23 protein-coding genes and 1 pseudogene are annotated in these 26,129 nt (G+C 61.0%); 10 read left to right on the top strand and 14 right to left on the bottom strand.

The features are described 5' to 3' along the window. Positions 1-28 precede the first annotated feature (28 nt). The 3 genes from mreD to mreB form a co-directional block, all read right to left on the bottom strand. On the bottom strand, positions 29-520 hold the full coding sequence (gene mreD / locus LCH64_RS15180; RefSeq protein WP_003221660.1) for a rod shape-determining protein MreD: 492 nt from the start codon (positions 518-520) through the stop codon (positions 29-31). After that, the gene (mreC, locus tag LCH64_RS15185; RefSeq protein ID WP_080593219.1) at positions 520-1,644 is read right to left on the bottom strand and encodes a rod shape-determining protein MreC; all 1,125 of its coding nucleotides are present in this window, start codon (positions 1,642-1,644) and stop codon (positions 520-522) included. Before mreC ends, mreD begins: the two co-directional genes overlap by 1 nt. Before the next feature lie 141 nt (positions 1,645-1,785). After that, positions 1,786-2,823: a rod shape-determining protein MreB gene (gene mreB, locus LCH64_RS15190; RefSeq protein WP_002555108.1), complete on the bottom strand. Its 1,038-nt coding sequence runs from the start codon at positions 2,821-2,823 to the stop codon at positions 1,786-1,788. A gap of 211 nt (positions 2,824-3,034) precedes the next feature. On the opposite strand from mreB, the gene gatC reads away from it, so the two are divergent. From gatC to LCH64_RS15220, 6 genes are all read left to right on the top strand, one after another. Next, the gene (gatC, locus tag LCH64_RS15195; protein WP_003221657.1) at positions 3,035-3,322 is read left to right on the top strand and encodes an Asp-tRNA(Asn)/Glu-tRNA(Gln) amidotransferase subunit GatC; all 288 of its coding nucleotides are present in this window, start codon (positions 3,035-3,037) and stop codon (positions 3,320-3,322) included. A 16-nt stretch (positions 3,323-3,338) separates the two neighbouring features. Continuing rightward, positions 3,339-4,790: an Asp-tRNA(Asn)/Glu-tRNA(Gln) amidotransferase subunit GatA gene (gene gatA / locus LCH64_RS15200; RefSeq protein WP_003221655.1), complete on the top strand. Its 1,452-nt coding sequence runs from the start codon at positions 3,339-3,341 to the stop codon at positions 4,788-4,790. 10 nt (positions 4,791-4,800) lie between these two features. Then, entirely contained in the window at positions 4,801-6,246 is a 1,446-nt protein-coding gene (gene gatB, locus LCH64_RS15205; protein ID WP_003221653.1) for an Asp-tRNA(Asn)/Glu-tRNA(Gln) amidotransferase subunit GatB, read from the top strand. 192 nt (positions 6,247-6,438) lie between these two features. Next, complete coding sequence (locus LCH64_RS15210; RefSeq protein WP_003221651.1) at positions 6,439-6,813, top strand: septal ring lytic transglycosylase RlpA family protein; 375 nt, start codon at positions 6,439-6,441, stop codon at positions 6,811-6,813. 46 nt (positions 6,814-6,859) lie between these two features. Further along, entirely contained in the window at positions 6,860-7,921 is a 1,062-nt protein-coding gene (locus LCH64_RS15215) for a calcium/sodium antiporter (protein ID WP_226500648.1), read from the top strand. Next, positions 7,918-8,298, top strand: a complete 381-nt coding sequence (locus LCH64_RS15220; RefSeq protein ID WP_003221648.1) for a carboxymuconolactone decarboxylase family protein — start codon at positions 7,918-7,920, stop codon at positions 8,296-8,298. Before LCH64_RS15215 ends, LCH64_RS15220 begins: the two co-directional genes overlap by 4 nt. 135 nt (positions 8,299-8,433) lie before the next feature. Here the strand turns inward: LCH64_RS15220 and LCH64_RS15225 are convergent, their stop codons facing one another. The 5 genes from LCH64_RS15225 to kdgD form a co-directional block, all read right to left on the bottom strand. Beyond that, positions 8,434-9,375 (bottom strand): AEC family transporter, encoded by a 942-nt coding sequence (locus LCH64_RS15225; protein WP_226500649.1) that lies wholly within the window; start codon positions 9,373-9,375, stop codon positions 8,434-8,436. Positions 9,376-9,609: 234 nt separating this feature from the next. Further along, entirely contained in the window at positions 9,610-11,163 is a 1,554-nt protein-coding gene (gene garD, locus LCH64_RS15230; RefSeq protein WP_226500650.1) for a galactarate dehydratase, read from the bottom strand. Between the two features lie 11 nt (positions 11,164-11,174). Then, on the bottom strand, positions 11,175-12,539 hold the full coding sequence (locus tag LCH64_RS15235; protein ID WP_003221643.1) for an MFS transporter: 1,365 nt from the start codon (positions 12,537-12,539) through the stop codon (positions 11,175-11,177). 182 nt (positions 12,540-12,721) lie between these two features. Continuing rightward, positions 12,722-14,167: an aldehyde dehydrogenase family protein gene (locus tag LCH64_RS15240; protein ID WP_226500651.1), complete on the bottom strand. Its 1,446-nt coding sequence runs from the start codon at positions 14,165-14,167 to the stop codon at positions 12,722-12,724. A 60-nt stretch (positions 14,168-14,227) separates the two neighbouring features. Then, positions 14,228-15,139, bottom strand: a complete 912-nt coding sequence (gene kdgD, locus LCH64_RS15245) for a 5-dehydro-4-deoxyglucarate dehydratase (protein WP_003221638.1) — start codon at positions 15,137-15,139, stop codon at positions 14,228-14,230. A 237-nt stretch (positions 15,140-15,376) separates the two neighbouring features. On the opposite strand from kdgD, the gene LCH64_RS15250 reads away from it, so the two are divergent. Together LCH64_RS15250 and LCH64_RS15255 are read left to right on the top strand one after the other, a co-directional pair. Further along, positions 15,377-16,681 carry a phospholipase gene (locus tag LCH64_RS15250; RefSeq protein WP_226500652.1) on the top strand — a complete coding sequence of 435 codons (1,305 nt, stop codon included), beginning with the start codon at positions 15,377-15,379 and terminating at the stop codon, positions 16,679-16,681. Between the two features lie 11 nt (positions 16,682-16,692). Then, the gene (locus tag LCH64_RS15255; RefSeq protein ID WP_226500653.1) at positions 16,693-16,881 is read left to right on the top strand and encodes a hypothetical protein; all 189 of its coding nucleotides are present in this window, start codon (positions 16,693-16,695) and stop codon (positions 16,879-16,881) included. A 145-nt stretch (positions 16,882-17,026) separates the two neighbouring features. Here the strand turns inward: LCH64_RS15255 and LCH64_RS15260 are convergent, their stop codons facing one another. The 5 genes and pseudogenes from LCH64_RS15260 to LCH64_RS15280 form a co-directional block, all read right to left on the bottom strand. Further along, a complete protein-coding gene (locus tag LCH64_RS15260; RefSeq protein ID WP_041072876.1) occupies positions 17,027-17,776 on the bottom strand; it encodes a FadR/GntR family transcriptional regulator in 750 nt (249 codons plus the stop codon). A gap of 81 nt (positions 17,777-17,857) precedes the next feature. Beyond that, positions 17,858-17,947: pseudogene (locus LCH64_RS28375) on the bottom strand (metal ABC transporter ATP-binding protein); the annotation flags it as partial. A gap of 16 nt (positions 17,948-17,963) precedes the next feature. Continuing rightward, a complete protein-coding gene (locus LCH64_RS15270; protein ID WP_226500654.1) occupies positions 17,964-19,691 on the bottom strand; it encodes an ABC transporter ATP-binding protein/permease in 1,728 nt (575 codons plus the stop codon). Positions 19,692-19,787: 96 nt separating this feature from the next. Then, positions 19,788-20,348, bottom strand: coding sequence for a response regulator transcription factor (locus LCH64_RS15275; protein WP_003221630.1), 561 nt, complete (start codon positions 20,346-20,348; stop codon positions 19,788-19,790). Continuing rightward, positions 20,341-21,603 carry an ATP-binding protein gene (locus tag LCH64_RS15280; protein WP_003221626.1) on the bottom strand — a complete coding sequence of 421 codons (1,263 nt, stop codon included), beginning with the start codon at positions 21,601-21,603 and terminating at the stop codon, positions 20,341-20,343. Before LCH64_RS15280 ends, LCH64_RS15275 begins: the two co-directional genes overlap by 8 nt. Positions 21,604-21,915: 312 nt before the next feature. On the opposite strand from LCH64_RS15280, the gene LCH64_RS15285 reads away from it, so the two are divergent. Next, positions 21,916-22,635 (top strand): SIMPL domain-containing protein, encoded by a 720-nt coding sequence (locus LCH64_RS15285; RefSeq protein ID WP_003221624.1) that lies wholly within the window; start codon positions 21,916-21,918, stop codon positions 22,633-22,635. Between the two features lie 171 nt (positions 22,636-22,806). Here LCH64_RS15285 and LCH64_RS15290 read toward each other — a convergent pair whose 3' ends face one another. Further along, positions 22,807-23,166, bottom strand: coding sequence for a DUF6124 family protein (locus LCH64_RS15290; RefSeq protein WP_226500655.1), 360 nt, complete (start codon positions 23,164-23,166; stop codon positions 22,807-22,809). A 1,119-nt stretch (positions 23,167-24,285) separates the two neighbouring features. Between LCH64_RS15290 and LCH64_RS15295 the strand changes: the two genes are divergently transcribed. Beyond that, positions 24,286-25,887, top strand: coding sequence for an ABC transporter substrate-binding protein (locus LCH64_RS15295; protein WP_226500656.1), 1,602 nt, complete (start codon positions 24,286-24,288; stop codon positions 25,885-25,887). Positions 25,888-26,129 lie beyond the last annotated feature (242 nt).

Consider the following 26,129-nt stretch of genomic DNA (forward strand, 5'->3'; position numbering starts at 1 on the left):
TCGAGGTGCGGGCACATGCCTGACCGAATCAGTTGATTTTGTAGCGGCGGCGCAATCCACGCAAAGCAAAGCTGACCCAAGGCCAGAGCAAGGCGCTGGTCAAGGCTGGCAGCACCAGCGCCAGAGTTGGCTGGCGGTTGCCGGTCAGGGCACTGAGCCACAATTGAACCAGCTGGGCGAGGCCGAAGATCACCAGGATCACCAGGCATTGCTGCCACATCGGGAACATCCGCAGGCGTTGTTGCAAGGACAGCACCAGGAAGGTGATCAGGGTCAGGATCAAGGCGTTCTGGCCAAGCAGCGTGCCGTACAGCACGTCTTCGGCCAACCCCAGGCAAAACGCCGTGACCATGCCCACGGTTTGCGGCAAGGCCAACGCCCAGAATGCCAGCAGCAGCGCCAGCCAGAGCGGACGCAGGATTTCCATGAATTGCGGCATCGGCGACACGCTGAGCAGCAGACCGATGAGAAATGTCAGCCAGACCATCCAGCCGTTACGGGAAGCAGTAGCCCCAACCATTATTCTTGTCTCCCGGTATTGGCCGGCGCGGTGACCGGCGGTTTCGCCGCCGGACGCGCAGCAGGCTGGGACGCCGGCGGTTTACTCGCTGCCGCAGGCTTGGTCGCAGGCGGTTTGCTCGCTACCGGTTTGGCCGGCGTAGTGCTGGCCGCGGCGGCAGGTGCTGCGGGGGCGGTTGTTGCTGCAGCGGCAGCCGGGCTGTTGACGATTTTCGGCACTGTGGCCGGAAGCACCGGGCCACCGCCCTGCGCATCAAGATTTTCCTGGGCCTGCGCCGCATCGTTGGCGCGCTCTTCGGCGGTGCGGTTGTCGCTGAACACCAGCAGCAGATAACGGCTGCGGTTCAGCGCAGCGGTTGGCACCGCACGGACAATCGCGAAAGGCTGGCCTGAATCGTGGATGACTTCCTTGACCGTGGCCACCGGATAACCGGCCGGGAAGCGCTGACCGAGGCCGGAGCTGACCAGCAGGTCGCCTTCCTTGATGTCGGCGGTGTCGGCAACGTGCCGCAGTTCCAGGCGTTCCGGATTGCCGGTACCGCTGGCAATCGCCCGCAGACCGTTACGGTTCACCTGTACAGGAATGCTGTGAGTGGTGTCGGTCAGCAGCAGCACACGGGAGGTGTACGGCATCAACTCGACCACCTGGCCCATCAGACCGCGTGCATCGAGCACCGGCTGACCGAGCACCACGCCATCGCGCTCACCTTTATTGATGATGATGCGATGGGTGAAGGGATTGGGGTCCATGCCGATCAACTCGGCCACTTCGACCTTTTCGTTGACCAGTGCAGAGGAATTGAGCAACTCGCGCAGCCGCACGTTCTGCTCGGTGAGGGCGGCAAGCTTTTGCATGCGGCCCTGCAACAGCAGGTTTTCGGTCTTGAGTTTTTCGTTTTCGGCGACAAGCTCGGTGCGACTGCCGAACTGACTGGCGACCCCTTCCCACAGCCGTCCGGGCAGGTCGGTGATCCAGTAGGCGTCCATCAACACCAGCGACGCTTGTTTGCGCGCGGGTTTGAGCAGGTCGAAGCGGGCATCGACCACCATCAGTGCGACCGACAGCACGGCCAACACCAACAGGCGCACACCCAACGAAGGGCCTTTGGCGAAAAGCGGTTTAATAAGCCGCTCCTCCCAGGCAAATGTTCTGTTTATTCATACGGCATCAAACCGGCCTGGATGAAGACTGACAGAAGATAAACGCCAACAGGCAGCACTGCAAAGTGCTGCCTGTGCGCTCACCCACGTATTGCAACCCGGCGCTTATTCGCTGGAGAGCAGGTCCATGGTGTGCTTGTCCATCATTTCCAATGCACGGCCACCGCCGCGAGCAACACAGGTCAGCGGATCTTCGGCAACGATCACCGGCAGACCGGTTTCCTGGGCCAGCAGCTTGTCGAGGTCACGCAGCAGCGCGCCACCACCGGTCAGCACCAGGCCACGCTCGGCGATGTCGGAAGCCAGTTCCGGCGGCGATTGCTCCAGCGCGCTTTTCACCGCCTGAACGATAGTAGCCAGCGACTCTTGCAGAGCTTCCAGCACTTCGTTGGAGTTCAGGGTGAATGCGCGTGGAACGCCTTCGGCCAGGTTGCGACCGCGAACGTCGACTTCGCGCACTTCGCCGCCCGGGTAGGCCGTACCGATTTCCTGCTTGATGCGCTCTGCAGTCGATTCACCGATCAGGCTGCCGTAGTTGCGGCGCACGTAGGTGATGATCGCTTCGTCGAAGCGGTCGCCGCCGACGCGGACGGATTCGGCATAGACCACACCGTTCAGGGAGATCAGCGCGATTTCAGTGGTACCACCACCGATATCGACGACCATCGAACCGCGTGCTTCTTCAACCGGCAGGCCGGCACCGATCGCAGCAGCCATTGGCTCTTCGATCAGGAACACTTCACGGGCACCGGCACCAAGGGCCGATTCACGGATGGCACGACGCTCGACCTGGGTGGATTTGCATGGAACGCAGATCAGCACACGAGGGCTGGGCTGCAGAAAGCTGTTTTCGTGAACCTTGTTGATAAAGTATTGCAGCATCTTTTCGCAGACGCTGAAGTCGGCGATCACGCCGTCCTTCATCGGACGAATGGCAGCAATGTTGCCCGGCGTACGACCGAGCATGCGCTTGGCTTCGGTGCCGACAGCAACGACACTTTTCTGGTTACCGTGTGTCCGAATGGCCACAACCGATGGCTCATTCAGGACGATACCGCGCTCGCGCACGTAAATAAGGGTGTTGGCAGTGCCCAGGTCAATGGAAAGATCGCTGGAAAACATGCCACGCAGTTTCTTGAACATGGGAAAGGGACCCTAGGCAACGCGTGGGTAAAAAAGTGCGGCAAACTCTAACAACGACAGGGATTTTGGGCAAGGCGCCAATATGTTAAATTGGCCGCGTTTCTGTGCACCAAGCCCCACAATCGCGGCCTTATGACCGTAGAAGTGCGGTAGTGTTCCGACAATCTAACACACGGACGCCGTCCGTTCTGTTTTCCACTGGAGAATCCCGATGGCGCTAGAACGCTCCGACGTGGAAAAAATCGCTCATCTGGCCTGCCTTGGCCTGAATGATGCCGATCTTCCGCACATTACTTCCGCCCTCAACAGCATTCTCGGGCTGGTCGACGAAATGCAGGCCGTCGATACCGACGGTATCGAGCCTTTGGCCCACCCGCTGGAAGCCAGTCAGCGCCTGCGCGCCGACGTCGTGACCGAGACCAATCACCGCGAGGCCTATCAGTCCATCGCACCAGCGGTCGAAAACGGCCTGTATCTGGTTCCGAAAGTCATCGACTAAAGGGAAAGAGCCTGCAATGCATCAAATGACTCTGGCCGAGATCGCCCGCGGTCTCGCCGATAAAAAGTTTTCCTCCGAAGAGCTGACCAAAGTCCTGCTGGCGCGTATTACCCAGCTCGATCCGCAGCTCAACAGTTTCATCAGCCTCACCGAAGAGCTGGCACTCGAGCAGGCGAAAGCCGCCGACGCGCGCCGGGCCAACGGTGAGAGCGGCGCCCTGCTCGGTGCGCCGATCGCTCACAAGGACCTGTTCTGCACCCAGGGCATCCGCACCAGCTGCGGCTCGAAGATGCTCGACAACTTCAAGGCCCCGTACGATGCCACCGTGGTCGCGAAACTGGCCGCTGCCGGTGCCGTGACTCTGGGCAAGACCAACATGGACGAATTCGCCATGGGTTCGGCCAACGAGTCGAGCTGGTACGGCGCGGTGAAAAACCCGTGGAACCTGGAACACGTCCCGGGCGGTTCGTCCGGTGGTTCGGCTGCAGCAGTTGCCGCTCGTCTGTTGCCGGCGGCCACGGCCACCGACACCGGTGGTTCGATTCGTCAGCCAGCTGCATTCACCAACCTCACCGGCCTGAAACCGACCTACGGTCGTGTTTCGCGCTGGGGCATGATCGCTTACGCCTCCAGCCTCGATCAGGGCGGCCCGTTGGCGCGCACTGCCGAAGACTGCGCAATTTTGTTGCAAGGCATGGCCGGGTTCGATCAGAACGACTCCACCAGCATCGATGAGCCGGTTCCGGATTACTCCGCCAGCCTCAACACTTCGCTGCAGGGCCTGCGCATCGGCGTGCCGAAGGAATACTTCAGCGCCGGTCTCGACCCGCGCATCGCCGACCTGATCCAGAACAGCATCAAAGAGCTGCAGAAGCTCGGTGCCGTGATCAAGGAAATCAGCCTGCCGAACATGCAGCACGCGATTCCTGCGTACTACGTGATTGCCCCGGCCGAGGCCTCCTCGAACCTGTCGCGTTTCGACGGCGTGCGTTTCGGCCATCGCTGCGAGAACCCGGAAAACCTGATCGATCTGTACAAGCGCTCCCGTGGCGAAGGCTTCGGGCCGGAAGTGCAGCGCCGGATCATGGTCGGTGCCTACGCGCTGTCCGCCGGTTACTACGACGCCTACTACCTGAAAGCGCAGAAGATCCGTCGCCTGGTGAAGAACGACTTCATGGCTGCCTTTAATGAAGTCGACATCATCCTCGGCCCAACCACGCCGAACCCGGCCTGGAAGCTCGGCGCCAAGAACAGCGACCCGGTCGCTGCCTATCTGGAAGACGTCTACACCATCACCGCCAACCTCGCGGGCCTGCCGGGCCTGTCGATGCCGGCCGGTTTTGTCGACGGTCTGCCGGTTGGCGTGCAGTTGCTTGCGCCGTATTTCCAGGAAGGCCGTTTGCTCAATGTTGCGCACCAGTATCAGTTGAACACTGACTGGCACACCCGCACCCCAACCGGCTTCTGAGGAGACACACATGCAATGGGAAGTCGTGATCGGGCTGGAGATTCACACTCAGCTCACTACCCGGTCGAAAATCTTTTCCGGTAGTTCTACCCAGTTCGGCTCCGAGCCGAACACCCAGGCCAGCCTGATCGACCTGGGCATGCCCGGCGTATTGCCGGTGCTGAACCAGGAAGCGGTGCGCATGGCGGTGATGTTCGGTCTGGCGATTGACGCCGAGATCGGTCAGCACAACGTGTTCGCCCGCAAAAACTACTTCTACCCGGATCTGCCGAAGGGCTACCAGATCAGCCAGATGGAATTGCCGATCGTCGGCAAGGGCCACCTGGACATCGCGCTGGAAGACGGCACCGTCAAACGTGTCGGCATCACCCGCGCGCACCTGGAAGAAGACGCCGGCAAGAGCCTGCACGAAGAATTCAACGGCGCCACCGGCATCGATCTGAACCGTGCCGGCACGCCGCTGCTGGAAATCGTTTCCGAGCCTGACATGCGCAGTGCCAAGGAAGCCGTGGCTTACGTCAAGGCGATCCACGCGCTCGTGCGTTACCTGGGCATCTGCGACGGCAACATGGCCGAAGGTTCGCTGCGTTGCGACTGCAACGTGTCGGTACGTCCGAAAGGCCAGGTCGAGTTCGGCACCCGCTGCGAGATCAAGAACGTCAACTCGTTCCGCTTCATCGAGAAGGCGATCAACTCCGAGATCCAGCGGCAGATCGAGCTGATCGAAGACGGCGGCAAAGTGATCCAGCAGACCCGTCTGTACGATCCGAACAAGGACGAGACCCGTCCGATGCGCTCCAAAGAGGAAGCCAACGACTACCGTTACTTCCCCGACCCGGACCTGCTGCCAGTGGTCATCGAAGAGTCGTTCCTCGGCGAGGTGCGTGCCACCCTGCCGGAACTGCCACCGCAAAAACGCGAGCGCTTCCAGAGCCAGTTCGGTCTGTCGGCGTACGACGCCAACGTGCTGGCCACCAGCCGTGAGCAAGCGGACTACTTCGAGAAAGTCGCCGCCATCGGCGGCGACGCCAAACTGGCGGCGAACTGGGTGATGGTCGAGTTGGGCAGCCTGCTCAACAAGCAAGGCCTGGACATCGACGAGTCGCCAGTGTCCGCCGAGCTGCTGGGCGGCATGCTGCAGCGCATCAAGGACAACACCATCTCCGGCAAGATCGCCAAAGTGGTGTTCGAAGCGATGGCCAACGGCGAAGGCACGGCGGACGAGATCATCGACAAGCGCGGTCTCAAGCAAGTGACCGACACCGGCGCCATCTCGGCGGTGCTGGACGAAATGCTCGCGGCCAACGCCGAGCAGGTCGAGCAATACCGCGCGGCAGACGAAGCCAAACGCGGCAAGATGTTCGGCTTCTTCGTCGGTCAGGCCATGAAGGCTTCGAAAGGCAAGGCCAACCCGCAGCAAGTGAACGAACTGCTGAAAAGCAAGCTCGAAGGCTGACCACAAATGGAGCCAGCATTTGTTACTGGCTCTGATCCCCTGTGGCGAGGGAGCTTGCTCCCGCTGGTCTGCGCAGCAGACCCAAGTCGGCAACCGCACTCTTCCAGAAAGAATGCGGTTGCCGGTTTTGCGACCGCTTCGCGGCCGAGCGGGAGCAAGCTCCCTCGCCACAATTATTTTGGGAGCTTTCGAATGAAACGCCTGCTCGGCGCCTGCGCCCTGCTCTCCTTGCTCGCCGGTTGCGCCAGCAACGACATCATCGACCCGCACGGTTACGACCAGACCGGGGTCGCCTCCTACTACGGCGCCCAACACCACGGCAAACGCACCGCCAGCGGCGAAGCGTTCAACCAGCATTCCCTGACCGCCGCCCATCGCCAACTGCCATTCGGTACGCGGGTGAAGGTCACCAACCTGAAAAATGACAAATCCTGCGTGGTGCGCATCAACGACCGCGGACCGCATACCCGTGGCCGTCTGATTGATGTTTCACGCGAAGCCGCCGAACAACTCGGTATGCTCGGCAGCGGTACGGCACGGGTTCGCGTGCAGGCCCTCGACGACTGATGGAGCACCCGCCATTTTCGCGCTAGCCGATTTACCGCTGATCAACGTGATCGAACTGCTCAGTGGCCTGCTACTGCTGATCCTCGGCGCCGAACTGATGGTGCGCGCCGCCGTGCGTCTCGCCGCACGCTTGCATGTGCGACCACTGATCATCGGCCTGACCATCGTCGCCCTCGGCAGCAGTGCCCCGCAGATGGCAGTCAGCCTGCAAGCGACCCTCGCGCACAACCCCGACATCGCCGTCGGCAGCGTGATCGGCAGCAGCATCTTCAACATCCTCGTGACCCTCGGCCTGTCGGCACTGATCATTCCGTTGCGGGTTTCGCGACAACTGGTGCGTCTGGATATTCCGCTGATGATCGGCGCCAGTCTGCTGGTGTTCGTCCTCGCCTGGAATGAACAGATCAGCCGCTTCGACGGCGTGCTGCTGCTCGCCGTGCTGGCGTTGTATCTGGGCTTGCTGCTGCGCCAGTCGCGGCACTCGGCGCGCCCGCATTCGGAATTGCCGCAAACCCCGAAGGCGCCGTGGTTCAGCAGTCTGCTGATGATCGCTGTCGGGCTGGCGCTGCTGGTGTTCGCCGGGCATTTGCTGCTCGGCGCCGCGGTGGCGGTGGCGACCGATCTGGGCTTCTCCGAGCGGGTGATCGGCCTGACTGTGGTCGCGGTCGGCACCTCGCTGCCGGAACTCGCCACCTCACTGATCGCGGCACTGCGCGGGCAACGCGATATCGCCGTGGGCAACGTGATCGGCGCCAACCTGTTCAACCTGCTGGGAGTGCTCGGTATCACTGCGTTGATCGCGCCGACGCCGTTGTCGGTCTCGCCCAACGCGCTGGATTTCGACTTGCCGGTGATGCTCGGCGTCGCCGCGCTGTGCCTGCCGGTGTTCTATTCCGGCTATCGCGTGACCCGCGCCGAAGGTTTGTTGCTGCTCGGTTTGTACCTGGCTTACGGGCTGCACGTGGTGTCGTTCACCACCGGCATGCCGCTGGCCGGCAAACTGGAAAAGCTGATGCTGTTTTACGTGCTGCCGACGCTGCTGGCGTTCCTGTTGTTCACGTCCGTACGCGCCTGGCGCCGCCAACACCACAAGAGGGATGTGCCATGACCGATTCGCAGAAAACCGGGGTTGAAATCCGCCGTCAGGTAATGGGCGATGCGTTCGTTGATCGCGCGCTGGGCAACGCCACCGAATTCACTCAGCCGTTGCAGGATTTCGTCAATGAGCACGCCTGGGGCGGCGTGTGGAATCGCGAAGGTCTGCCACTGAAAACCCGCAGCCTGATCACCCTCGCCGCGCTGACCGCGTTGAAGTGTCCGCAGGAATTGAAGGGCCACGTGCGGGGTGCGCTGAACAATGGCTGCACGGTCGAGGAGATTCGTGAAGCGTTGCTGCATTGCGCGGTGTACGCCGGGGTGCCGGCGGCGATTGATGCGTTTCGGGCGGCGCAGGAAGTGATCGACAGTTACCAGAAACCTGAGTGAAAGGACTCACGCCTTCGCGAGCAAGCCCGCTCCCACAGGGTTCTTTGGTGTTGTTGAAATCTGATTAACAACACAAAAACCTGTGGGAGCGGGCTTGCTCGCGAAGAGGCCCGCAGGAGCAACCCGAGTCTCAGGCTAGATCCACCCACCCCACTGCAACAGAAAGATCCCGATATTGGTGGTCACCGCCGCCATCAGCGTGGTCATGACAATGATCGCCGCCGCCAGCTCATGATTGCCCTGCGCCGCCCGGGCCATGACGAAACTGGCTGCCGCCGTCGGGCTGCCGAAGTACAGAAACAGAATCCCCAGTTCCGCCCCCCGAAAACCCCACAGCCATGCGCCGAGCGTCGCCAGCAGCGGCAGGCCGATCATCTTCACCAGGCTCGAACTCAGCGCCATGCTGCCGCTCTTGCGCAGCGCCGCCAGTGACAACGTGCCGCCAATGCAGATCAGCGCCAGCGGCAAGGTGGTTTGTGCCAGATACTGCCCGGAAGTTTCCAGCCAGCCCGGCAGGCTGAGCTTGAACCAGGCAAACGGTGCCGCCGCGATCACGCTGATGATCAACGGATTGCTGAACACGCTTTTGCAGATGCTCCACGGATCGGACTTGATCACCGGGCTGTACACCGCGAGCACGATGGTCGACAGCGTGTTGTAGAACAGGATCACCAGCGCCGCGAGAATCGCCCCGAGGGAAATCCCATAGTCGCCGTACATGCTCGCCGCCAGCGCCAGACCAATCACCCCGTTGTTGCCGCGAAACGCGCCCTGGGTGTAGATGCCGCGATCTTCACGCGGGCACTTGATGATCGCCCAGCCCCAGGCCAGGGCAAAACTCGCCAGCGTGGCGAGCGCAAAATAGATCAGCAGCGCCGGTTGCAGCGCGGCGTGCAGATCCGCATGCAGAATCCCGAGAAACAGCAGTGCCGGCATGCTCACGTTGAACACCAGCGCCGAGGCCGTGTGGATAAAGTTGTCGTTGATCCACTCGATACGCTTGAGCAACACCCCGATGAACAGCATGGCGAACACCGGCGCGGTGATATTCAGAGTGTCGAGGAAAATTGCCAGCATGCCGGGGGAGCCTTTGGGTGAGCGTCGTCAGGGGGCTAATGATAAGCCAGCGAGTCCTCCGGCGTCTGTCAGATTGCCTTCGCGAGCAGGCTCGCTCCCACAGAAACACCACAGATCCAATGTGGGAGCGGTCACACCTGTGGCGAGGGAGCTTGCTCCCGCTGGGTCGCGAAGCGGCCCCAAAAGATGGGACTGCTTTGCAGTCCAGCGGGAGCAAGCTCCCTCGCCACAGGGTCAAGTAATCGGCGCCGGATTGAACAAGGTGATGTCGTTATGCAGCTTGTGCTTCTCCGCCCAGGTCTGCTGCTTGCCGCTCGCCACATCCAGGTAGTAGTGGAACAACTCCCAGCCCAATTCCTCGATGGTCGCGCGCCCGGTGGCGATCCGTCCGGCATCGATGTCGATCAGATCCGGCCAGCGCTGCGCCAGTTCGGTCCGGGTCGAGACCTTGACCACCGGCGCCATCGCCAGGCCATACGGCGTGCCACGCCCGGTGGTGAACACATGCAGGTTCATCCCCGCTGCCAACTGCAAGGTGCCGCAGACAAAATCACTCGCCGGTGTTGCGCAGAAGATAAGGCCCTTGTGCTTGAAACGCTCGCCCGGGCCGAGCACGCCGTTGATCGCGCTGCTGCCGGATTTGACGATCGAACCCAGGGACTTCTCGACAATGTTCGACAACCCGCCCTTCTTGTTACCCGGCGTGGTGTTGGCGCTGCGATCCGCTTCGCCCTTGGCCAGATAGCGGTCGTACCAGTCCATCTCGCGCACCAGTTCCTGCGCCACGGTCTTGGTCTCGGCACGGGAGGTCAGCAGATAGATCGCATCGCGCACTTCGGTGACTTCGGAAAACATCACCGTCGCTCCTGCGCGCAGCAGCAAGTCCGAGGCATAACCCAGCGCCGGGTTGGCGGTGATTCCGGAGAACGCATCGCTGCCGCCACACTGCATGCCGAGGATCAGCTCCGAGGCCGGCACGGTTTCGCGGCGGCGCTGGTCGAGCTTCTTCAGACGGACTTCAGCCAGCGCCATGATCTGCTCGATCATCTCGGTAAAACCGTGGCTGGAATCCTGCAGGCGATAGAGCCACGGCTCGCTGAGATCCACCGAGGCATCGTCCTCGTGCATCACCTGTCCGGCCTGCAATTTCTCGCAGCCCAGACTGATCACCAACGCTTCGCCGCCGAGGTTCGGGTTGCGCGCCAGATTGCGCACGGTGCGGATCGGGATGTACGCATCGGTGGCAGTGATCGCCACGCCACAACCGTAACTGTGGGTCAGCGCCACCACGTCATCGACGTGCGGGTATTTCGGCAGCAACTCGTCCTTGATACGTTTCACCGCGTGATCGAGCACACCGGTCACGCACTGCACCGTGGTGGTGATCCCGAGGATGTTGCGCGTACCGACGGTGCCGTCGGCGTTGCGGTAACCCTCAAAGGTGAAACCTTCCAGCGGGGCCTGCGCGGCCGGTACTTCGGTGGACAGCGGCAGGCTGTCCAGCGGCGGCGCGGTCGGCATGCGCAGTTGATCTTCCTTGACCCAGCTGCCGCGTGGAATCGGCTGCAACGCGTAGCCGATGGTCTGACCGTAGCGAATCACCTGACCGCCCTCGGGAATGTCTTCGAGGGTGACCTTGTGGCTCTGCGGCACAAAATCCACGGTCACCAGACCGTCCGGGAATTCGGTGCCGGCCGGTACGCCCTGGTCGTTGACCACAATCACTACGTTGTCCCGCTCGTGCAGGCGGATGTAGCGCGGCGAGTCGGAATGTTCAATCAACTGCATGACGCCGCTCCTCAGGAATGCGCTTGAGACAATTTGCCGGTGATTTCAGAACCACCGTTGGTTGGCGGCTCTTTGAGCACCACACGTTTGATCGGACCGACGATCACCAGGTAGCTGAACACCGCGACCAGTGCGTTGGCGCCAACGAACACCAGTGCCCACTTGAACGAACCGGTGGAGCTGATGATGTAGCCAATCACGATCGGTGTGGTGATCGATGCGATGTTGCCGAACATGTTGAACAAGCCACCACTGAGACCGGCGATCTGTTTCGGCGAAGTGTCGGAAACCACTGCCCAGCCCAGCGCACCCACGCCTTTGCCGAAGAACGCCAGGGCCATGAAGCCGACCACCATCCATTCGATGTCCACGTAATTGCAGGCGACGATGCTGCTCGACACCAGCAGACCGCCGATGATCGGTGCCTTGCGGGCGAAGGTCAGCGAATGCCCTTTGCGCAGCAGGTAATCGGAAATCACCCCGCCGAGTACGCCGCCGATGAAGCCGCAGATCGCCGGCAACGAGGCGATGAAACCCGCCTTGAGAATGGTCATGCCGCGCTCCTGCACCAGGTACACCGGGAACCAGGTCAGGAAGAAATAAGTGATGCCGTTGATGCAGTACTGGCCCAGGTAAACGCCGAGCATCATGCGGTTGGTCAGCAACTGGCGAATGTAATCCCACTTCGGCCCGTCCGACTTTTTGCCTTGCTTCTGATCCATGTCGACCATGCCGCCGTTGTCGGCGATGAACTGCACTTCGGCGTCGTTGGCCATCGGGTGCTGGCGCGGGCTGTGGATAACCTTGAGCCAGATCAGCGAGAAGACAATGCCGAAACCGCCCATGACGATGAACACGTGTTCCCAGCCAAAGGTATAGACAATCCAGCCCATCAGCGGCGCGAACAGCACCGTGGCGAAGTATTGCGCCGAGTTGAAAATCGCCGAAGCGGTGCCACGTTCAGCAGTCGGGAACCACGCAGCGACAATTCGAGCGTTGCCGGGGAACGACGGCGCTTCGGCCAGGCCCACCAGAAAGCGCAGCATGAACAGCGCAACAATCGCCGTGGACATGCCGAACTCACCGACAAAGCCCTGCAGCACGGTGAACAGCGACCAGCAGAAGATGCTCAGGGCATAGACTTTTTTCGAGCCGAAGCGATCGAGCAGCCAGCCACCGGGGATCTGCCCGGCCACGTAGGCCCAACCGAAGGCGGAGAAGATATAACCGAGAGTGACCGCGTCGATGCCGAGGTCTTTTTGCAGGCTGGAACCGGCGATGGCGATAGTGGCGCGGTCGGCGTAGTTGATCGTGGTCACCAGGAACAACATGAGCAGGATCAAATAGCGGACGTGAGTCGGCTTGGACGGTTGCATGTAGATGTACTCCCACTGATTATTTTTATGCGCGGGTGAATCTGTTGTGCTGCATGTATTCCCTGTAGGAGCTGCCGCAGGCTGCGATCTTTTGATCTTGCTTTGAAGATCAGGATCAAAAGATCGCAGCCTTCGGCAGCTCCTACAGGGGTGCGGTGTCAGGGTCGACACCGCATGTTCCTTCAGGAGCCGATGTAGCTGGTCTTCACGACCGTGTAGAACTCTTGTGCATAGCGGCCTTGCTCACGTGAGCCATAGGATGAACCCTTACGGCCACCGAACGGAACGTGGTAATCGACACCGGCGGTCGGCAGGTTGACCATGACCATCCCGGCCTGCGAATGACGCTTGAAGTGGTTGGCGTACTTCAGCGACGTGGTGGCGATACCGGCGGACAAGCCGAACTCGGTGTCGTTGGCCATCGCCAGCGCCGCCTCGTAATCGGCCACGCGAACGATGTTGGCCACCGGGCCGAAGATCTCTTCACGGCTGATGCGCATCGACGCTTCGCTGTCGGCAAACAGCGTCGGCGCGAGGAAGTAGCCTTCGGTGTCGCAGGTCACCAGACCACCACCGCTGACCAGACGTGCACCTTCGCTCTGGCCGATGTCGATGTACTTCATGTCCTGTTCCAGCTGCGCCTGCGACACCACCGGACCGATGTCGGTGCCTGATTTCAGCGCGTGGCCGACCTTGATCGACTTCATGCGTTCGGCCATCGCCTCGACGAATTTGTCGTGAATCCCGGCGGTGACGATCAAGCGGCTCGACGCCGTGCAACGCTGGCCGGTGGAGTAGAACGCGCTCTGCACCGACAGCTCGACCGCTTGTTTGAGGTCAGCGTCGTCGAGAATGATCTGCGGGTTCTTGCCACCCATTTCCAGCTGCACCTTGGCCTGGCGCGACACGCAACTGACCGCGATCTGCCGACCCACGCCGACCGAACCGGTGAAGCTGATGCCATCGACTTTCGGGCTGTTGACCAGCGCTTCGCCGACTACCCGGCCGCTGCCCATCACCAGGTTGAACACGCCGGCGGGGAAGCCTGCGCGGGAGATGATTTCCGCCAGCGCCCAGGCGCAGCCCGGCACCAGGTCCGCCGGTTTCAAGACCACGCAGTTGCCGTAGGCCAGGGCCGGGGCGATCTTCCATGCCGGGATGGCAATCGGGAAGTTCCACGGGGTGATCAGGCCGACCACGCCGAGGCCTTCGCGGGTCACTTCGACGTTGACGCCCGGGCGCACCGACGGCACGTAGTCGCCGGACAGCCGCAGACATTCACCAGCGAAGAACTTGAAGATGTTGCCGGCGCGGGTCACTTCGCCGATGGCTTCGGGCAGGGTCTTGCCCTCCTCCCGGGCCAGCAGGGTGCCGAGTTCTTCGCGACGGGCGAGGATTTCCGTGCCGACTTTATCCAGCGCATCGTGACGGGCCTGAATACCGGACGTCGACCACGCCGGGAACGCGGCGCGGGCCGCATCGATGGCGGCGTGAACCTGAGTCAGGTCAGCCTTGGCGTAGTCGCCGATGGTGTCGCTCAACTCGGACGGATTGATGTTCGCCGAGTAATCGGCACCGGCGACCCATTCACCGTTGATGTAGTTGTCGTAACGCTTGGAATCAGCCACAGAAAATTCTCCTCTCTACGCAAAAGCCGCTGATTGCTCAGCGGCCTTGTGGGTCGGTGTTTATTGCGCGCCTTGCTTGTCGATCAGCGCGGCGAGCATTTCGAACTCTTCGCCGGTCAGGTCGGTCAGCGGCGCCCGCACCGGGCCTGCGTCATAGCCGGCAATCTTGGCCCCGGCCTTGACAATGCTCACGGCGTAACCGGCTTTGCGGTTGCGGATGTCGAGGTACGGCAGGAAGAAGTCGTCGATGATCTTGCCGACGGTGGCGTGATCATCGCGGGCAATCGCGTGGTAGAAGTCCATCGCGGTTTTCGGGATGAAGTTGAACACCGCCGAGGAGTAAACCGGCACGCCCAGCGCCTTGTAGGCGGCGGCGTAGACTTCAGCGGTCGGCAGGCCGCCGAGGTAGCTGAAGCGATCGCCGAGGCGACGACGGATCGACACCATCAGCTCGATATCGCCCAGACCGTCCTTGTAGCCGATCAGGTTCGGGCAGCGCTCGGCCAGACGTTCCAGCAGTGGTGCGGTCAGGCGGCAGACGTTGCGGTTGTAGACCACCACACCGATGTTCACCGATTTGCACACCGCTTCAACGTGGGCGGCAACGCCGTCCTGGCTGGCTTCGGTCAGGTAGTGCGGCAGCAGCAACAGGCCTTTGGCGCCCAGACGCTCGGCTTCCTGGGCGTACTCGATGGCCTGGCGGGTCGAACCGCCGACACCGGCCAGAATCGGCACGCTGGTGGCGCAGGTATCGACCGCGGTCTTGATGATTTCCGAGTATTCGCTGGCTGCCAGGGAGAAGAACTCACCGGTGCCACCGGCGGCGAACAGTGCCGAAGCGCCATACGGGGCCAGCCATTCCAGACGCTTGATATAGCTGGCGCGGTTGAAATCGCCCTGGGCGTTGAAATCGGTGACCGGGAACGACAACAGACCGGCGGAGAGGATGGACTTCAGTTCTTGTGGATTCATTTTTCGAACACCCTGGGTAGCAACATTTTTTGTGAGTTTTATGATTCAGCCAGCGCTGAAGTTGTAGGTCATCGTACAACCTAAAAGATAACCGTCAACTGCATTTCGTCGTTGCTCCACGCTTTTTGTCGGACAAGATCCCTTCTTGACGTAGGAAAAATCTGGTCTAGGCTCGATTAGACTGTATATCCATACAGTTAAAAATAAATCCACCGACGGCATATCAAGGAGCAAGAAATGTCCGAACCGCACCCAAATCCACAGGAAAGACCCAAACCGCTGATCGCTCGTTTCGATGATCTTTTCACGGAAAACGGCATCCACTTCAGCGCCGATAATCCGCATCTGGTGTTGCACATCGCCGACGCCCACAGCGATGTCGAACCGCTAAGCGCCCTGCCCGGCAACCCCCTCAAAGGCAAGCCCAAACTGCGCTTCGAAGGTGGCGAACACACGGCCATCGGCGACAACACCCTGCTGCGCCTTGCTGAAAACGCTGAACCGATCCGCGCGCAAAACGTGCCCTTGCACCTGCCCAACGGCCTCGCGCTGACCTACGGTCAGGTGCTGGCGCTGGGCGGTGATTTCTACGGCGTGGTTGATCGACCGATCAACGAAGGTGCGACCCCGGCCGATCGCCTGAACCGGTTCAATGCCGCCTTCGACTCCCTCGCAGTACTGCCGGCCTCGCGCGCCGAGGCCACGCAGATTCTCGCGGTCATGCAAAAAGAGATCGACGCGGTTAAACAAGCGATCCAGGACGGTAAACCGGCGCACGAAGCCTACGACGCACTGGGAGATACGTTGTCCGAAGAGTGGAACAAGATCACCGGTGGCGGCAGTTTCGTCTCCGCGCTGATCCCGCTCGGGCGTTATCTGAAACTGGCGGCGAACAACGCCGACCACTTCGGCGAATGGGCAAGACTGGCTTATATCGCCGGTCACACCGCCGCCCTGCAAACCGCCATCGCCGCCCGCGCCAGTCAGGATAAACAGCTACTGGAGCGCGCCTACGCGATGAACGCGTTTGCCGACCACTTCCTCACCGACCTGTTCTCTTCCGGCCACTTGCGAGTACCGCGCAAGGAGCTTGCCGCGGTGGTGACCCCGAGCGATCTGGGTTCACTGATCACCCGCTTCATGCACGACGAGGACAGCAAATTCGGCCTCAAGGTGCGCAACGCCCATGGCGATCAATGGCGCGCGTACGGCGACAAGCGCTACTTCGAAGCCAGCGACGCGGATAACCGCACCCAGGTCAATCTGGCGGTGCAGGCCTCGGCGGATGAGGTGTTTGCCGCTTACTTGAGCGGCACGCTGCCCGCCCCGTCCACATTCGCCGCACTGCAACGCGTGCCCGACCTGACGGCGGTGCTGAATATTTCCAATAACTTCGCGCCGCTGTTCCGCGTCGAGGGCGGCAAAGTCTTGCGCCGCAAAGATGTGAACAACCTCAACGACACCGCCACCGTCGACAACTGGTGGGGCTGGAGCACCTACCTGCTGCTCAAGGACTATCACCCGAGCGGCAACGTCAATTAAGGAGAATGGGCATGACGATCAAATTGAAGCTGGAACTGGCGTCGGGGCAGTCGCTTAAAGGCGCGCCGCTGGAGTTGCTGGCCGATGGCAAGCCGATTGCGCGGGGGGTTGTGGATCAATCAGGCGAAGTGGCGTTTGCTGCCAAGCCGGGTAAAGCGAAACTGGCGGTGAGGGTGGATCGTTCGATATTGCCGCGCTGAATTCACAGGCCTCTTCGCGAACAAGCCCGCTCCCACAATGGATCTCGGCTGAACTCAAAATCCGGGCTTACCGAAAATCCAGGGTGGGAGCGGGCTTGCTCGCGAAAGCGGTAGATCAGTCAACACATGAATCAAACCTGCAAACTCATCCCCGCTGCGCCTGCGCCTCTTCATGCGCCTGACGCAACCGCTCACGGCTGTTGGTCAAATGCAGACGCATCGCCGCCCGCGCCGCATCGGCATCCTGGCGGGCAATCGCTTCGTAGATTTCCTCGTGTTCCCGGCTCAGGCGGTTCATGTAGTGCTGCTGATCGTCATGGGCCAGGCGCGCCGAATTCAGCCGCGTACGCGGAATGATGCTGGTGCCCAGGTGGGTCATGATGTCGGTGAAATAGCGGTTTCCGGTGGACAGCGCGATTTCCAGATGGAAAGCGAAGTCCGAGGCCACCGCATCGCTGGCGTGGGCCACGCTGTCGTTCAGCGCATCGAGGGCCGCGCGCATGGTCGCCAGTTGCTCCGGGCTGCGGCGTTGCGCGGCGAGGCCGGCGGACTCCACTTCCAGGCTGATGCGCAATTCGAGAATCGCCAGCACATCACGCAACGTGACAACCGTCGCCGGGTCGATGCGAAAACCGCTCGGGCTCGGGGTGTCCAGCACAAAGGTGCCGATGCCATGGCGGGTTTCCACCTGGCCGGCGGCCTGCAAGCGGGAAATCGCCTCACGCACCACGGTGCGGCTGACGCCATGTTCCTGCATGATCGCCGACTCGGTGGGCAGCTTGTCGCCGCGCTTGAGCAGACCGTCGCGGATCTGCTCGGTCAGCACCGTCACCAGCTCCTGGGCGAGGCTGCGGCGCTTGCGCGGGAGGCGTGGGGTGTCGATCGGGTTTTCCATGGTCTACGTCTTGTCTCGAAATTCGGCTTGGTGGGCATCATAGCGCAGGCGGGTTGTACGATCACTTATCACGCGTAACCCCTGTGGGAGCGGGCTTGCTCGCGAAGGCGGTGTGTCAGGCAACCGATTTGTCGACTGAATGGACGCCTTCGCGAGCAAGCCCGCTCCCACAGGGTAATGGTGGTGATCAGGCGGTCACGGCCTGCTCCACCAGATGCCCGCTGTCGATGCGCACATGGCGTGGATGGAAGCGTTTGAGGCTGCTGCGGTGGCCGACACTGACGATGCTCAGCCCCGGCAACTGATCGATCAGCGCCTGATACAGCGTCGCTTCATCCTCTTCATCCATCGCCGACGTCGCTTCGTCCATGTACAGCCATTGCGGTGCGTAAAGCATGGCGCGGGCGAAGGCCAGACGTTGCTGTTCACCCGGTGACAGCATGCGCTGCCAGTGATTGGCTTCGTCCAGTCGGCCGACCAGATGCGGCAGACGGCAGATTTCCAGCACCTCGACGTAGCGCTCCGGCGCGTACGTGTCGCCCGGTTGTGGATAACTCAACGCCTCGCGCAGGGTGCCGATCGGCAGATACGGCTTCTGCGGCAAAAACAGATAACGCGCCGCCGGCAGGCGAATATTGCCGTGCCCCGCCGGCCACAGATGCCCCATCGCCCGCAGCAAGGTCGATTTACCGCTGCCGGAGCGGCCGCTGAGCATCACCCGGTCACCCGGTTCGACAGTCATGTCGGCATTGGTCAGCAGGTGGCGACCGTCTGCCAGATCCAGACCGAGGTTGTGCACTTTCAATTCACGGCCCTGATTCTGCACGTCGATGGCCGGGGTGCGCTCTTCGTTATCAGTCATGGCCTGGCGGAAACTCAGCAGACGATCGCAGGTGGCGCGCCAGGACGCGAGGCTCTGGTAAGCGCTGATGAACCAGCTGAAGCTCTCCTGGACGTTGCCGAATGCCGAGCTGATCTGCATCAGTTCACCGAGCTCGATCTTGCCGGCGAGGTAACGCGGCGAGGCCACGATGAACGGGAAGATGATGGCCGCCTGGCTGTAACCGGCGGTGAAGAATGTCAGGCGCTTGGACACTTTCATGATGTCCCAGAAGTTGTGCCAGACATTGCCGAAACGGCCGCTCAAACGACGATTTTCGTTCGGCTCGCCGTTGTACAACGCGATACTCTCGGCATTTTCACGAATCCGCACCATGGAAAAACGCAGGTCGGCTTCAAAGCGTTGTTGTTGGTTGTTCAGGCCGATCAAGCGACGACCGATCAAGTGCGTCAGCCAGCTGCCCACCACGGCGTAGACCAGCACGCACCAGAACATGTAGCCGGGAATGGTGATGCCATAGACTTCGATGCTGCCCGAAACGCCCCACAGAATGATCGAGAACGACACCAGGCTGACGATATTGCGCAGCAGGCCGATCCCCAGCTCAAGGGTATTGGAGGTGAAGTTGTTGAGGTCTTCGGAAATCCGCTGGTCAGGGTTGTCGGTGTAACCGCCCTGCTCCAGCTGGTAGTAATTCTTGTCGGCGAGCCAACGGGAGAAATGCTTTTCGGTGAGCCAGGCGCGCCAGCGAATCGTCAGCATCTGGGTCAGATAAAGCCTGTACACGGCGCCGATAATCGCCACGGCCGCAATGCCGCAAAAGTACAGAATCAAGCGCCAGAACGCCGCTTCATCCTTCTTTTGCAGGGCGTTGTAGAAGTCCTTGTACCAGGTGTTGAACCACACCGAGATGCCCACGCTCAGCAACGAGAGCGCGATCACCGCAATCAGCAGCGTCCAGGCCTTGCCCTTCTCTTCACTGCGCCAGTAAGGCGTGATGATCGCCCACACCTTGCGAAAAAACTGCCCGCGCACAGCATCGTTGACCGCGGAATATTCAGCGTTCTGATTCATGGAAAAGGCTCGATAAAGAAAAGAACAGACACGCACCGATCATAGTTGATCGGCGCGCGTTATCGCGAGAGCTGGCGATGGCCGTTCAGCGCAGGTTCAGCGACGAACCGGACGCTTCTGCAGTTTGCGCTGCAGGGTGCGGCGGTGCATGCCCAGGGCGCGGGCAGTGGCGGAGATGTTGCCTTCGTGCTCGGTCAGCACACGCTGGATGTGCTCCCACTGCAGACGGTCAACCGACATCGGGTTTTCCGGCACCAGGCTGTCGAGGTCGGCGTGCTCGGAGAGCAGCGCAGCCAGTACGTCGTCGGCGTCGGCCGGTTTGCACAGGTAGTTGCAGGCGCCGCGCTTGATCGCTTCGACCGCGGTGGCAATGCTCGAATAACCGGTGAGGATCACCACGCGCATTTCCGGGTCCAGCTCCAGCAGCTTGGGCAGCAGCACCAGGCCGGAGTCGCCGTCCATTTTCAGGTCGAGCGCGGCGTAGTCCGGCAGGTCGGCCTGGGCGATGGTCAGGCCTTCCTCGGCGGAACCGGCGGTGCTGACGCGAAAGCCACGACGGGCCATGGCACGGGCCATCACTCGGGTGAAGGTCGCGTCGTCGTCGACCAGCAGCAAATGCGGCAGTTCTTCGCCTTCGACTTGGATTTCGTCACTCATGTTGGTCTCCTCGGGCGCCGTGGGGCAGGCGCAGCTCGGTGAGCGTGCCGCCTTCCTCATGACTATAGAGTTTCACTGAGCCGCCGGCGCGTGTCACGCTGGCCTTGCTCAAAAACAGGCCCAGGCCGAAACCTTTGCCCTTGGTGGTAAAAAACGGTTTGCCGATCTGCTCGGCGATGGCCAGCGGCACACCGGCGCCGTGGTCACGAATGCTGATGGTCACGGTTTCCGCGTCCCAGTCCAGGGTGACCTGGAGATTTTCCGGGCAGGCGTCGGCGGCGTTGTTCAGCAGGTTGAGCAGCGCCTGGGTCAGATCCGGCGGCGGCGCCATGCGCGGCACGCTGCCCTGGCCGAGACGCTGGAAGCGATAACTGGCTTCCGGACGCATCAGGTGCCAGCGGTTCAGCGCTTCGTCGAGCCATTGGGTGACGTCCTGCATCTCCACGGCCATACGGCGGTTGGCCTCGGCGGCGCGCACCAATTGTTGCAGGGTCTCTTTACACAGTTTGACCTGATCCTGCAGCACCTTGAGATCGTCCTGCAGCATCGCGTCAGGGTGATCCTGCTGCATCTCCTTGAGCAACACGCTCATGGTCGCCAGCGGCGTGCCGAGTTCATGTGCGGCGCCGGCCGCCTGGGTGGCGACGGCCAGCAACTGCTGATCGCGCAGGCCTTCTTCGCGGCGAATCGCCCGCAACTCTTCCTGACGACGCAGCTCTTCAGCCATACGCGCAGCGAAGAAGGTGATCACCGCAGCGGCCAGCGCGAAGCTCAGCCACATGCCGTAGATCTGCAGGTTCTCGCGAGCCACCGGCAGGGTTTCCAGCGGATAGAAACGCGTGAGCATCACGGTGTACAGCGCCAGCGCGATACCCGACAGAATCACCGAATAACGCCACGGCAGCGTCACCGCCGCGATGGTCAGCGGCACCAGATAATAGGAAACGAACGGGTTGGTCGAACCGCCGGAGAAATACAGCAACGCACTGTGGATCACCAGATCGCAGGCCAGTTGCAGGGCGTATTCGAGTTCAGTCACCGGCCATGAAGTACGCAGGCGCACGGCGGTGAACACACACAGCAGAATCGAGCAGCCAAGGGTCATCGCCAGTTGCACCCACGGCAACGGCAGCAGTTGCAGCCAGTAGGCCAGGCCTACGGAGCCGGCCTGCGCGGCGAGCACCAGGGTGCGGATGAAAGTCAGCCGCCAGAGGTTCTGGCGAGTGGCGGAAGTCAGTTGTACGGGGGCGAGCATGAGCTCTCCTGATGAGCGCTCCAGGCGGATCGCACGGAGTATAACCAAGCCACGGCTTTGAAAGGCGAAAGTGCGGCAAATGACCACATGGCGTTGCCGAAAAATTGGTCTACCCCGCATGGCTGCCCGAGATCACCTGTGGCGAGGGAGCTTGCTCCCTCGCCACAAGAGCGCACTCGACTCAGGATCTGCGGTGATCCCGGCCATCTGTATAGAAGTTGTAACTGGGCGAACCGGATCATAAAAGCTAGAGTCTGATGGTTTCACGCAGGCCCCCCGATCCAGCACCTGCGCCCTCATCAAGGAGCTTTCATGCACACATTTCGCCGCAGCGCCGCCCTTCTCGCCCTGACCGTCGGCAGCGTCGCCAGCCTTCCGGCGCTGGCCGCCGATGAGCTGCACTACAACCAGATCTCCCTGCGCGCCGAAGTCAGCCAGGAAGTGGCCCGCGACCTGATGATCGTGACGCTCTACACCGAAGAGCAAAACACCGACCCGGCCAAACTCGCCGCCGACGTCAGCACCACCATGAACAAGGCACTGGCCCAGGCCAAGCAAGTCAAAGACATCACCCTGCGCCAGGGCAGCCGCAACAGCTACCCGATCTACGACACCAAGGGCCAGAAAATCACCGGCTGGCGTGAGCGCGCCGAACTGCGCCTGGAAAGCGCCGACTTCGCCGCCCTGTCCAAACTCACCGGCGAACTGTTGACCGACCTGAAAATGGGCGGCATGGACTTCGCCATCGCCGAGCCGACCCGCAAGGCCAGCGAAGACAAGTTGCTGAAAGAAGCCGTCAGCGCCTTCAAGGCCCGCGCGCAACTGGCCACCGATGCACTGGGCGGCAAGGGCTACAAAATCGTCAACCTGAACCTCAACAGCAACGGTTATCCACAACCGTACATGCGCGCCCCGATGATGATGAAAGCCGCCGGGATGGCGGATTCGGCACCGGTCACACCGGAAGTCGAAGCCGGCACCAGCCAGGTCAGCCTGACCGCCGATGGCTCGATTGAAGTGCTGATGCAGTGAGTTGATGTGCGATGAATGAGAAACCGGCGATCAGAGGATGATCGCCGGTTTTTTTGTGCCTGGATTTTGTGGTGAATGTTCCGCCGCCATCGCGAGCAGGCTCACTCCTACAATTCGGAATGCATTCCCCTGTGGGAGCGGGCTTGCTCGCGAAGAACGATAACGCGGTCGTCAACCTTGCGGATCCACCCGATCCAGCGCCCGATTCACCGCCAGTTCAGCCAGCATGATGATCTGCTGAATCGCCAGCGCCGTATTGCGCTGCGGGCGACTGAGCTGATCGGCGAAATCACTGGCCATGGTATTGGCCGAGGCCAGGGATTCACAGGCATGCGCCAGCAGGCTTTCCGTGTCGATGCCCGGATGGACGAGGAACATCGAACTCGGGGGGCGCGGTTTTGCGGATTCGGGGCTGAGGTAGAAATCGAGGGCACGTTTGATTGCTTCGCGGTTTTTTGCGAGGTCTTCGGCGTGGAGGGCTTCGGTGAGTGGGGTTGTTTCTGGGGGTGGATCGGGGACAGGCTTGGACATTGATAGCGTTCCTAATCAATAGCCATTCACTCGCCGTTCTCACGCGGCGGAGTGGTGGCAGCAATGTGCGGGGTGAGAAACCGGTAGGAACAAGCCCGGCCGGACCGAAGCCCGCCCGCACACAGCCGCCATAGAACATTGCAGCAGCAGAAATGCCGGCGGCAATTATGGTGGTACTGATTGTGGATTAACAGTTCCTACGGGTTCTCACACCCGATCGCTGAGTTTTCAGCGACAGCTCAAGGCTAGAGAGCTGACGTCCGAGGGACAACCTGAAAACCTTGTGGGAAGGTTCTGGTTTTCTCACACATTCTTAAACACAACCCCACTCACTGGTAGGAGCTGCCGAAGGCTGCGATCTTTTGACTTTGACTTTCACAAAAGCAAGATCAAAAGATCGCAGCCTTCGGCAGCTCCTACAGGGGGACTGGGTCCAGTCAATTAGAGACCGGTCGGCTGTCAGGCCGCCATCGCTGGCAAGCCAGCTCCCACAAAATCAAGATCAAAAGATCGCAGCCTTCGGCAGCTCCTACAGGGGGACTGGGTCCAGTCATTTAGAGACCGGTCGGCTGTCAGGCCGCCTTCGCTGGCAAGCCAGCTCCCACAAAATCAAGATCAAAAGATCGCAGCCTGCGGCAGCTCCTACAGGGAAGATAAGTACAACCCGCACGCGGCGCATGCCGCCCCACTCCAGGATGAGCGCAAGCTCGGCTGCAGCTCTTGATCTTGATCCACGGGCGACGTCGGAAGGCTGAGTGGAGGGATTGATCCGGGGGTGGGAGCGCAGCGACCGTTTGGCGCAGCCAAACACAGCGAGAGGAGGTGCAGCGAAGCAAACCGTAGGCGCTGCCCCCGGATCGATCCCGCAGCGAAGGAACCCCGAGCCCCAGCGAGCGGGCCGAACGCAGGAGCAAGCCTTTTTGGTTACTTTTTCGGCGTCTGGAAAAAGTGACCCGCCGTAAGGGCGGAACCCCAAGCCGCCGTTACCGCAGCAACGGATATGTACCCACAACCCAGATATACCAAGATAGACATCTCAACAGAAAAAACGATATTTCCGAACACACCCAAATCCCCGCTAACCTGAAAAAACAACCACCTCCAAATCCCGGGGACTCCATGGAAAGATTCACCCTCAAGCCACTACTAATCACCCTCGCACTAACAGCCATAGCCCCCATAGCCAACGCAGCCACCACCCTGGTCTACTGCTCCGAAGCCAGCCCCGCAGGCTTCGACCCCAGCCAATACACCAGCGGCACCGACTTCGACGCCTCAGCCGAAACCGTCTTCAACCGCCTCACCCAATTCCAGCGCGGCGGCACCGACATCGAACCCGGCCTGGCAACCAACTGGGACGTAAGCTCGGACGGCCTCCAATACACCTTCCACCTACGCCAAAACGTAAAATTCCACACCACCGACTACTTCAAACCCACCCGCGACTTCAACGCCGACGACGTGCTGTTCACCTTCCAGCGCCTGCTCGACCCGGACAACGCCTTTCGCAAGGCCTACCCCGCCGAGTCCCCGTACTTCACCGACATGGGCCTGAACACCACGATCAAATCGGTAGAAAAACTCGACGAGCAGACCGTGCGCTTCAACCTCAACAACGTCGACGCCGCGTTCGTGCAAAACCTCGCCATGAGCTTCGCCTCGGTGCAATCGGCCGAATACGCTGCCCAGCTATTAAAGGAAGGCAAAGCCGCCGACCTCAACCAGAAGCCGGTGGGCACCGGCCCGTTCGTGTTCAAGCGCTACCAGAAAGACTCACAAATCCGCTACGCCGCCAACCCGGCCTACTGGAAACCCGAAGACGTGAAGATCGACAACCTGATCTTCTCGATCACCCCCGACGCCGCCGTACGCCTGCAAAAACTCAAGACCGGCGAATGCCAGGTCAGCGGCTACCCGCGCCCGGCCGACATCGAAGTGATGGAACAAGACCCGAACCTGCGCGTATTGAAGCAGGCCGGTTTCAACCTCGGCTTCCTCGCCTACAACACCACTCACCCGCCACTGGATCAGTTCAAGGTGCGACAGGCGCTGGACATGGCCATCGACAAACCGGCGATCATCAAAGCCGTCTACCAGAGTGCCGGCCAACTGGCACAGAACGCCTTGCCGCCGGCGCAGTGGTCGTATGACCCGAACATCAAGGACGCGCCGTACGATCCGGTCAAAGCCAAGGCGCTACTCAAGGAAGCCGGGGTTGCACCGGGCACCACCATCAACCTGTGGGCGATGACCGTGCAGCGCGCCTCCAACCCGAATGCGCGGATGTCGGCGCAGATGATCCAGCAGGATTGGGAGAAGATCGGGATCAAGGCCAACATCGTCAGCTATGAATGGGGCGAGTACATCAAGCGCGCGAAAAATGGCGAACACGACGCCATGATCTATGGTTGGACAGGTGACAACGGTGACCCGGACAACTGGCTCGGCGTGCTCTACAGCTGCGCAGCGGTCAAGGGCAGTAACTACGCCAAGTGGTGCGACCCGGCCTACGACAAACTGGTGCAGCAGGCCAAGGTGACCACCGACAAGGCGCAACGGGTAAAACTGTATCAACAGGCGCAACTGATCCTTAAACAGCAGGTGCCGATCACCCCGATTGCCAACTCGACCGTGTTCCAGCCGCTGCGCAAAGAAGTGACCGGCTTCAAGATCAGCCCGTTCGGCCTGACGCCCTTCTACGGCGTGGGTATAAATAAGTAACACCGAGCCCCAGAGCGGCGCACACAACGTGACCAGCGCACCGTTTTGGGGCCTCGTTTGCACCGTAAAAAACGGCCGCAAACGGTCAAATGCGTCAACTCTTATACAAATGCGACATTAAGGTACGTTCGTGCCACGCTTTGAGGCCGGCAGTCGCTCTGGATCTTGCATTGGGTATGGCCCCTGCATAAGTATCCGCAGGCACGACTCACGAGGTCGTACCTCAATATTAAAAAATGACA

This window comes from Pseudomonas sp. MWU16-30322 (assembly GCF_020515535.1).
Lineage (GTDB): Bacteria > Pseudomonadota > Gammaproteobacteria > Pseudomonadales > Pseudomonadaceae > Aquipseudomonas > Aquipseudomonas fluorescens_H.

Coding starts and splice junctions, on each gene's coding strand:
- mreD (WP_003221660.1), bottom strand. CDS start 520: ATGGTTGGGGCTACTGCTTCCCGTAACGGCTGGATGGTCTGGCTGACA.
- mreB (WP_002555108.1), bottom strand. CDS start 2,823: ATGTTCAAGAAACTGCGTGGCATGTTTTCCAGCGATCTTTCCATTGAC.
- gatC (WP_003221657.1), top strand. CDS start 3,035: ATGGCGCTAGAACGCTCCGACGTGGAAAAAATCGCTCATCTGGCCTGC.
- gatA (WP_003221655.1), top strand. CDS start 3,339: ATGCATCAAATGACTCTGGCCGAGATCGCCCGCGGTCTCGCCGATAAA.
- gatB (WP_003221653.1), top strand. CDS start 4,801: ATGCAATGGGAAGTCGTGATCGGGCTGGAGATTCACACTCAGCTCACT.
- LCH64_RS15210 (WP_003221651.1), top strand. CDS start 6,439: ATGAAACGCCTGCTCGGCGCCTGCGCCCTGCTCTCCTTGCTCGCCGGT.
- LCH64_RS15220 (WP_003221648.1), top strand. CDS start 7,918: ATGACCGATTCGCAGAAAACCGGGGTTGAAATCCGCCGTCAGGTAATG.
- LCH64_RS15225 (WP_226500649.1), bottom strand. CDS start 9,375: ATGCTGGCAATTTTCCTCGACACTCTGAATATCACCGCGCCGGTGTTC.
- garD (WP_226500650.1), bottom strand. CDS start 11,163: ATGCAGTTGATTGAACATTCCGACTCGCCGCGCTACATCCGCCTGCAC.
- LCH64_RS15235 (WP_003221643.1), bottom strand. CDS start 12,539: ATGCAACCGTCCAAGCCGACTCACGTCCGCTATTTGATCCTGCTCATG.
- kdgD (WP_003221638.1), bottom strand. CDS start 15,139: ATGAATCCACAAGAACTGAAGTCCATCCTCTCCGCCGGTCTGTTGTCG.
- LCH64_RS15250 (WP_226500652.1), top strand. CDS start 15,377: ATGTCCGAACCGCACCCAAATCCACAGGAAAGACCCAAACCGCTGATC.
- LCH64_RS15255 (WP_226500653.1), top strand. CDS start 16,693: ATGACGATCAAATTGAAGCTGGAACTGGCGTCGGGGCAGTCGCTTAAA.
- LCH64_RS15260 (WP_041072876.1), bottom strand. CDS start 17,776: ATGGAAAACCCGATCGACACCCCACGCCTCCCGCGCAAGCGCCGCAGC.
- LCH64_RS15270 (WP_226500654.1), bottom strand. CDS start 19,691: ATGAATCAGAACGCTGAATATTCCGCGGTCAACGATGCTGTGCGCGGG.
- LCH64_RS15275 (WP_003221630.1), bottom strand. CDS start 20,348: ATGAGTGACGAAATCCAAGTCGAAGGCGAAGAACTGCCGCATTTGCTG.
- LCH64_RS15280 (WP_003221626.1), bottom strand. CDS start 21,603: ATGCTCGCCCCCGTACAACTGACTTCCGCCACTCGCCAGAACCTCTGG.
- LCH64_RS15285 (WP_003221624.1), top strand. CDS start 21,916: ATGCACACATTTCGCCGCAGCGCCGCCCTTCTCGCCCTGACCGTCGGC.
- LCH64_RS15290 (WP_226500655.1), bottom strand. CDS start 23,166: ATGTCCAAGCCTGTCCCCGATCCACCCCCAGAAACAACCCCACTCACC.
- LCH64_RS15295 (WP_226500656.1), top strand. CDS start 24,286: ATGGAAAGATTCACCCTCAAGCCACTACTAATCACCCTCGCACTAACA.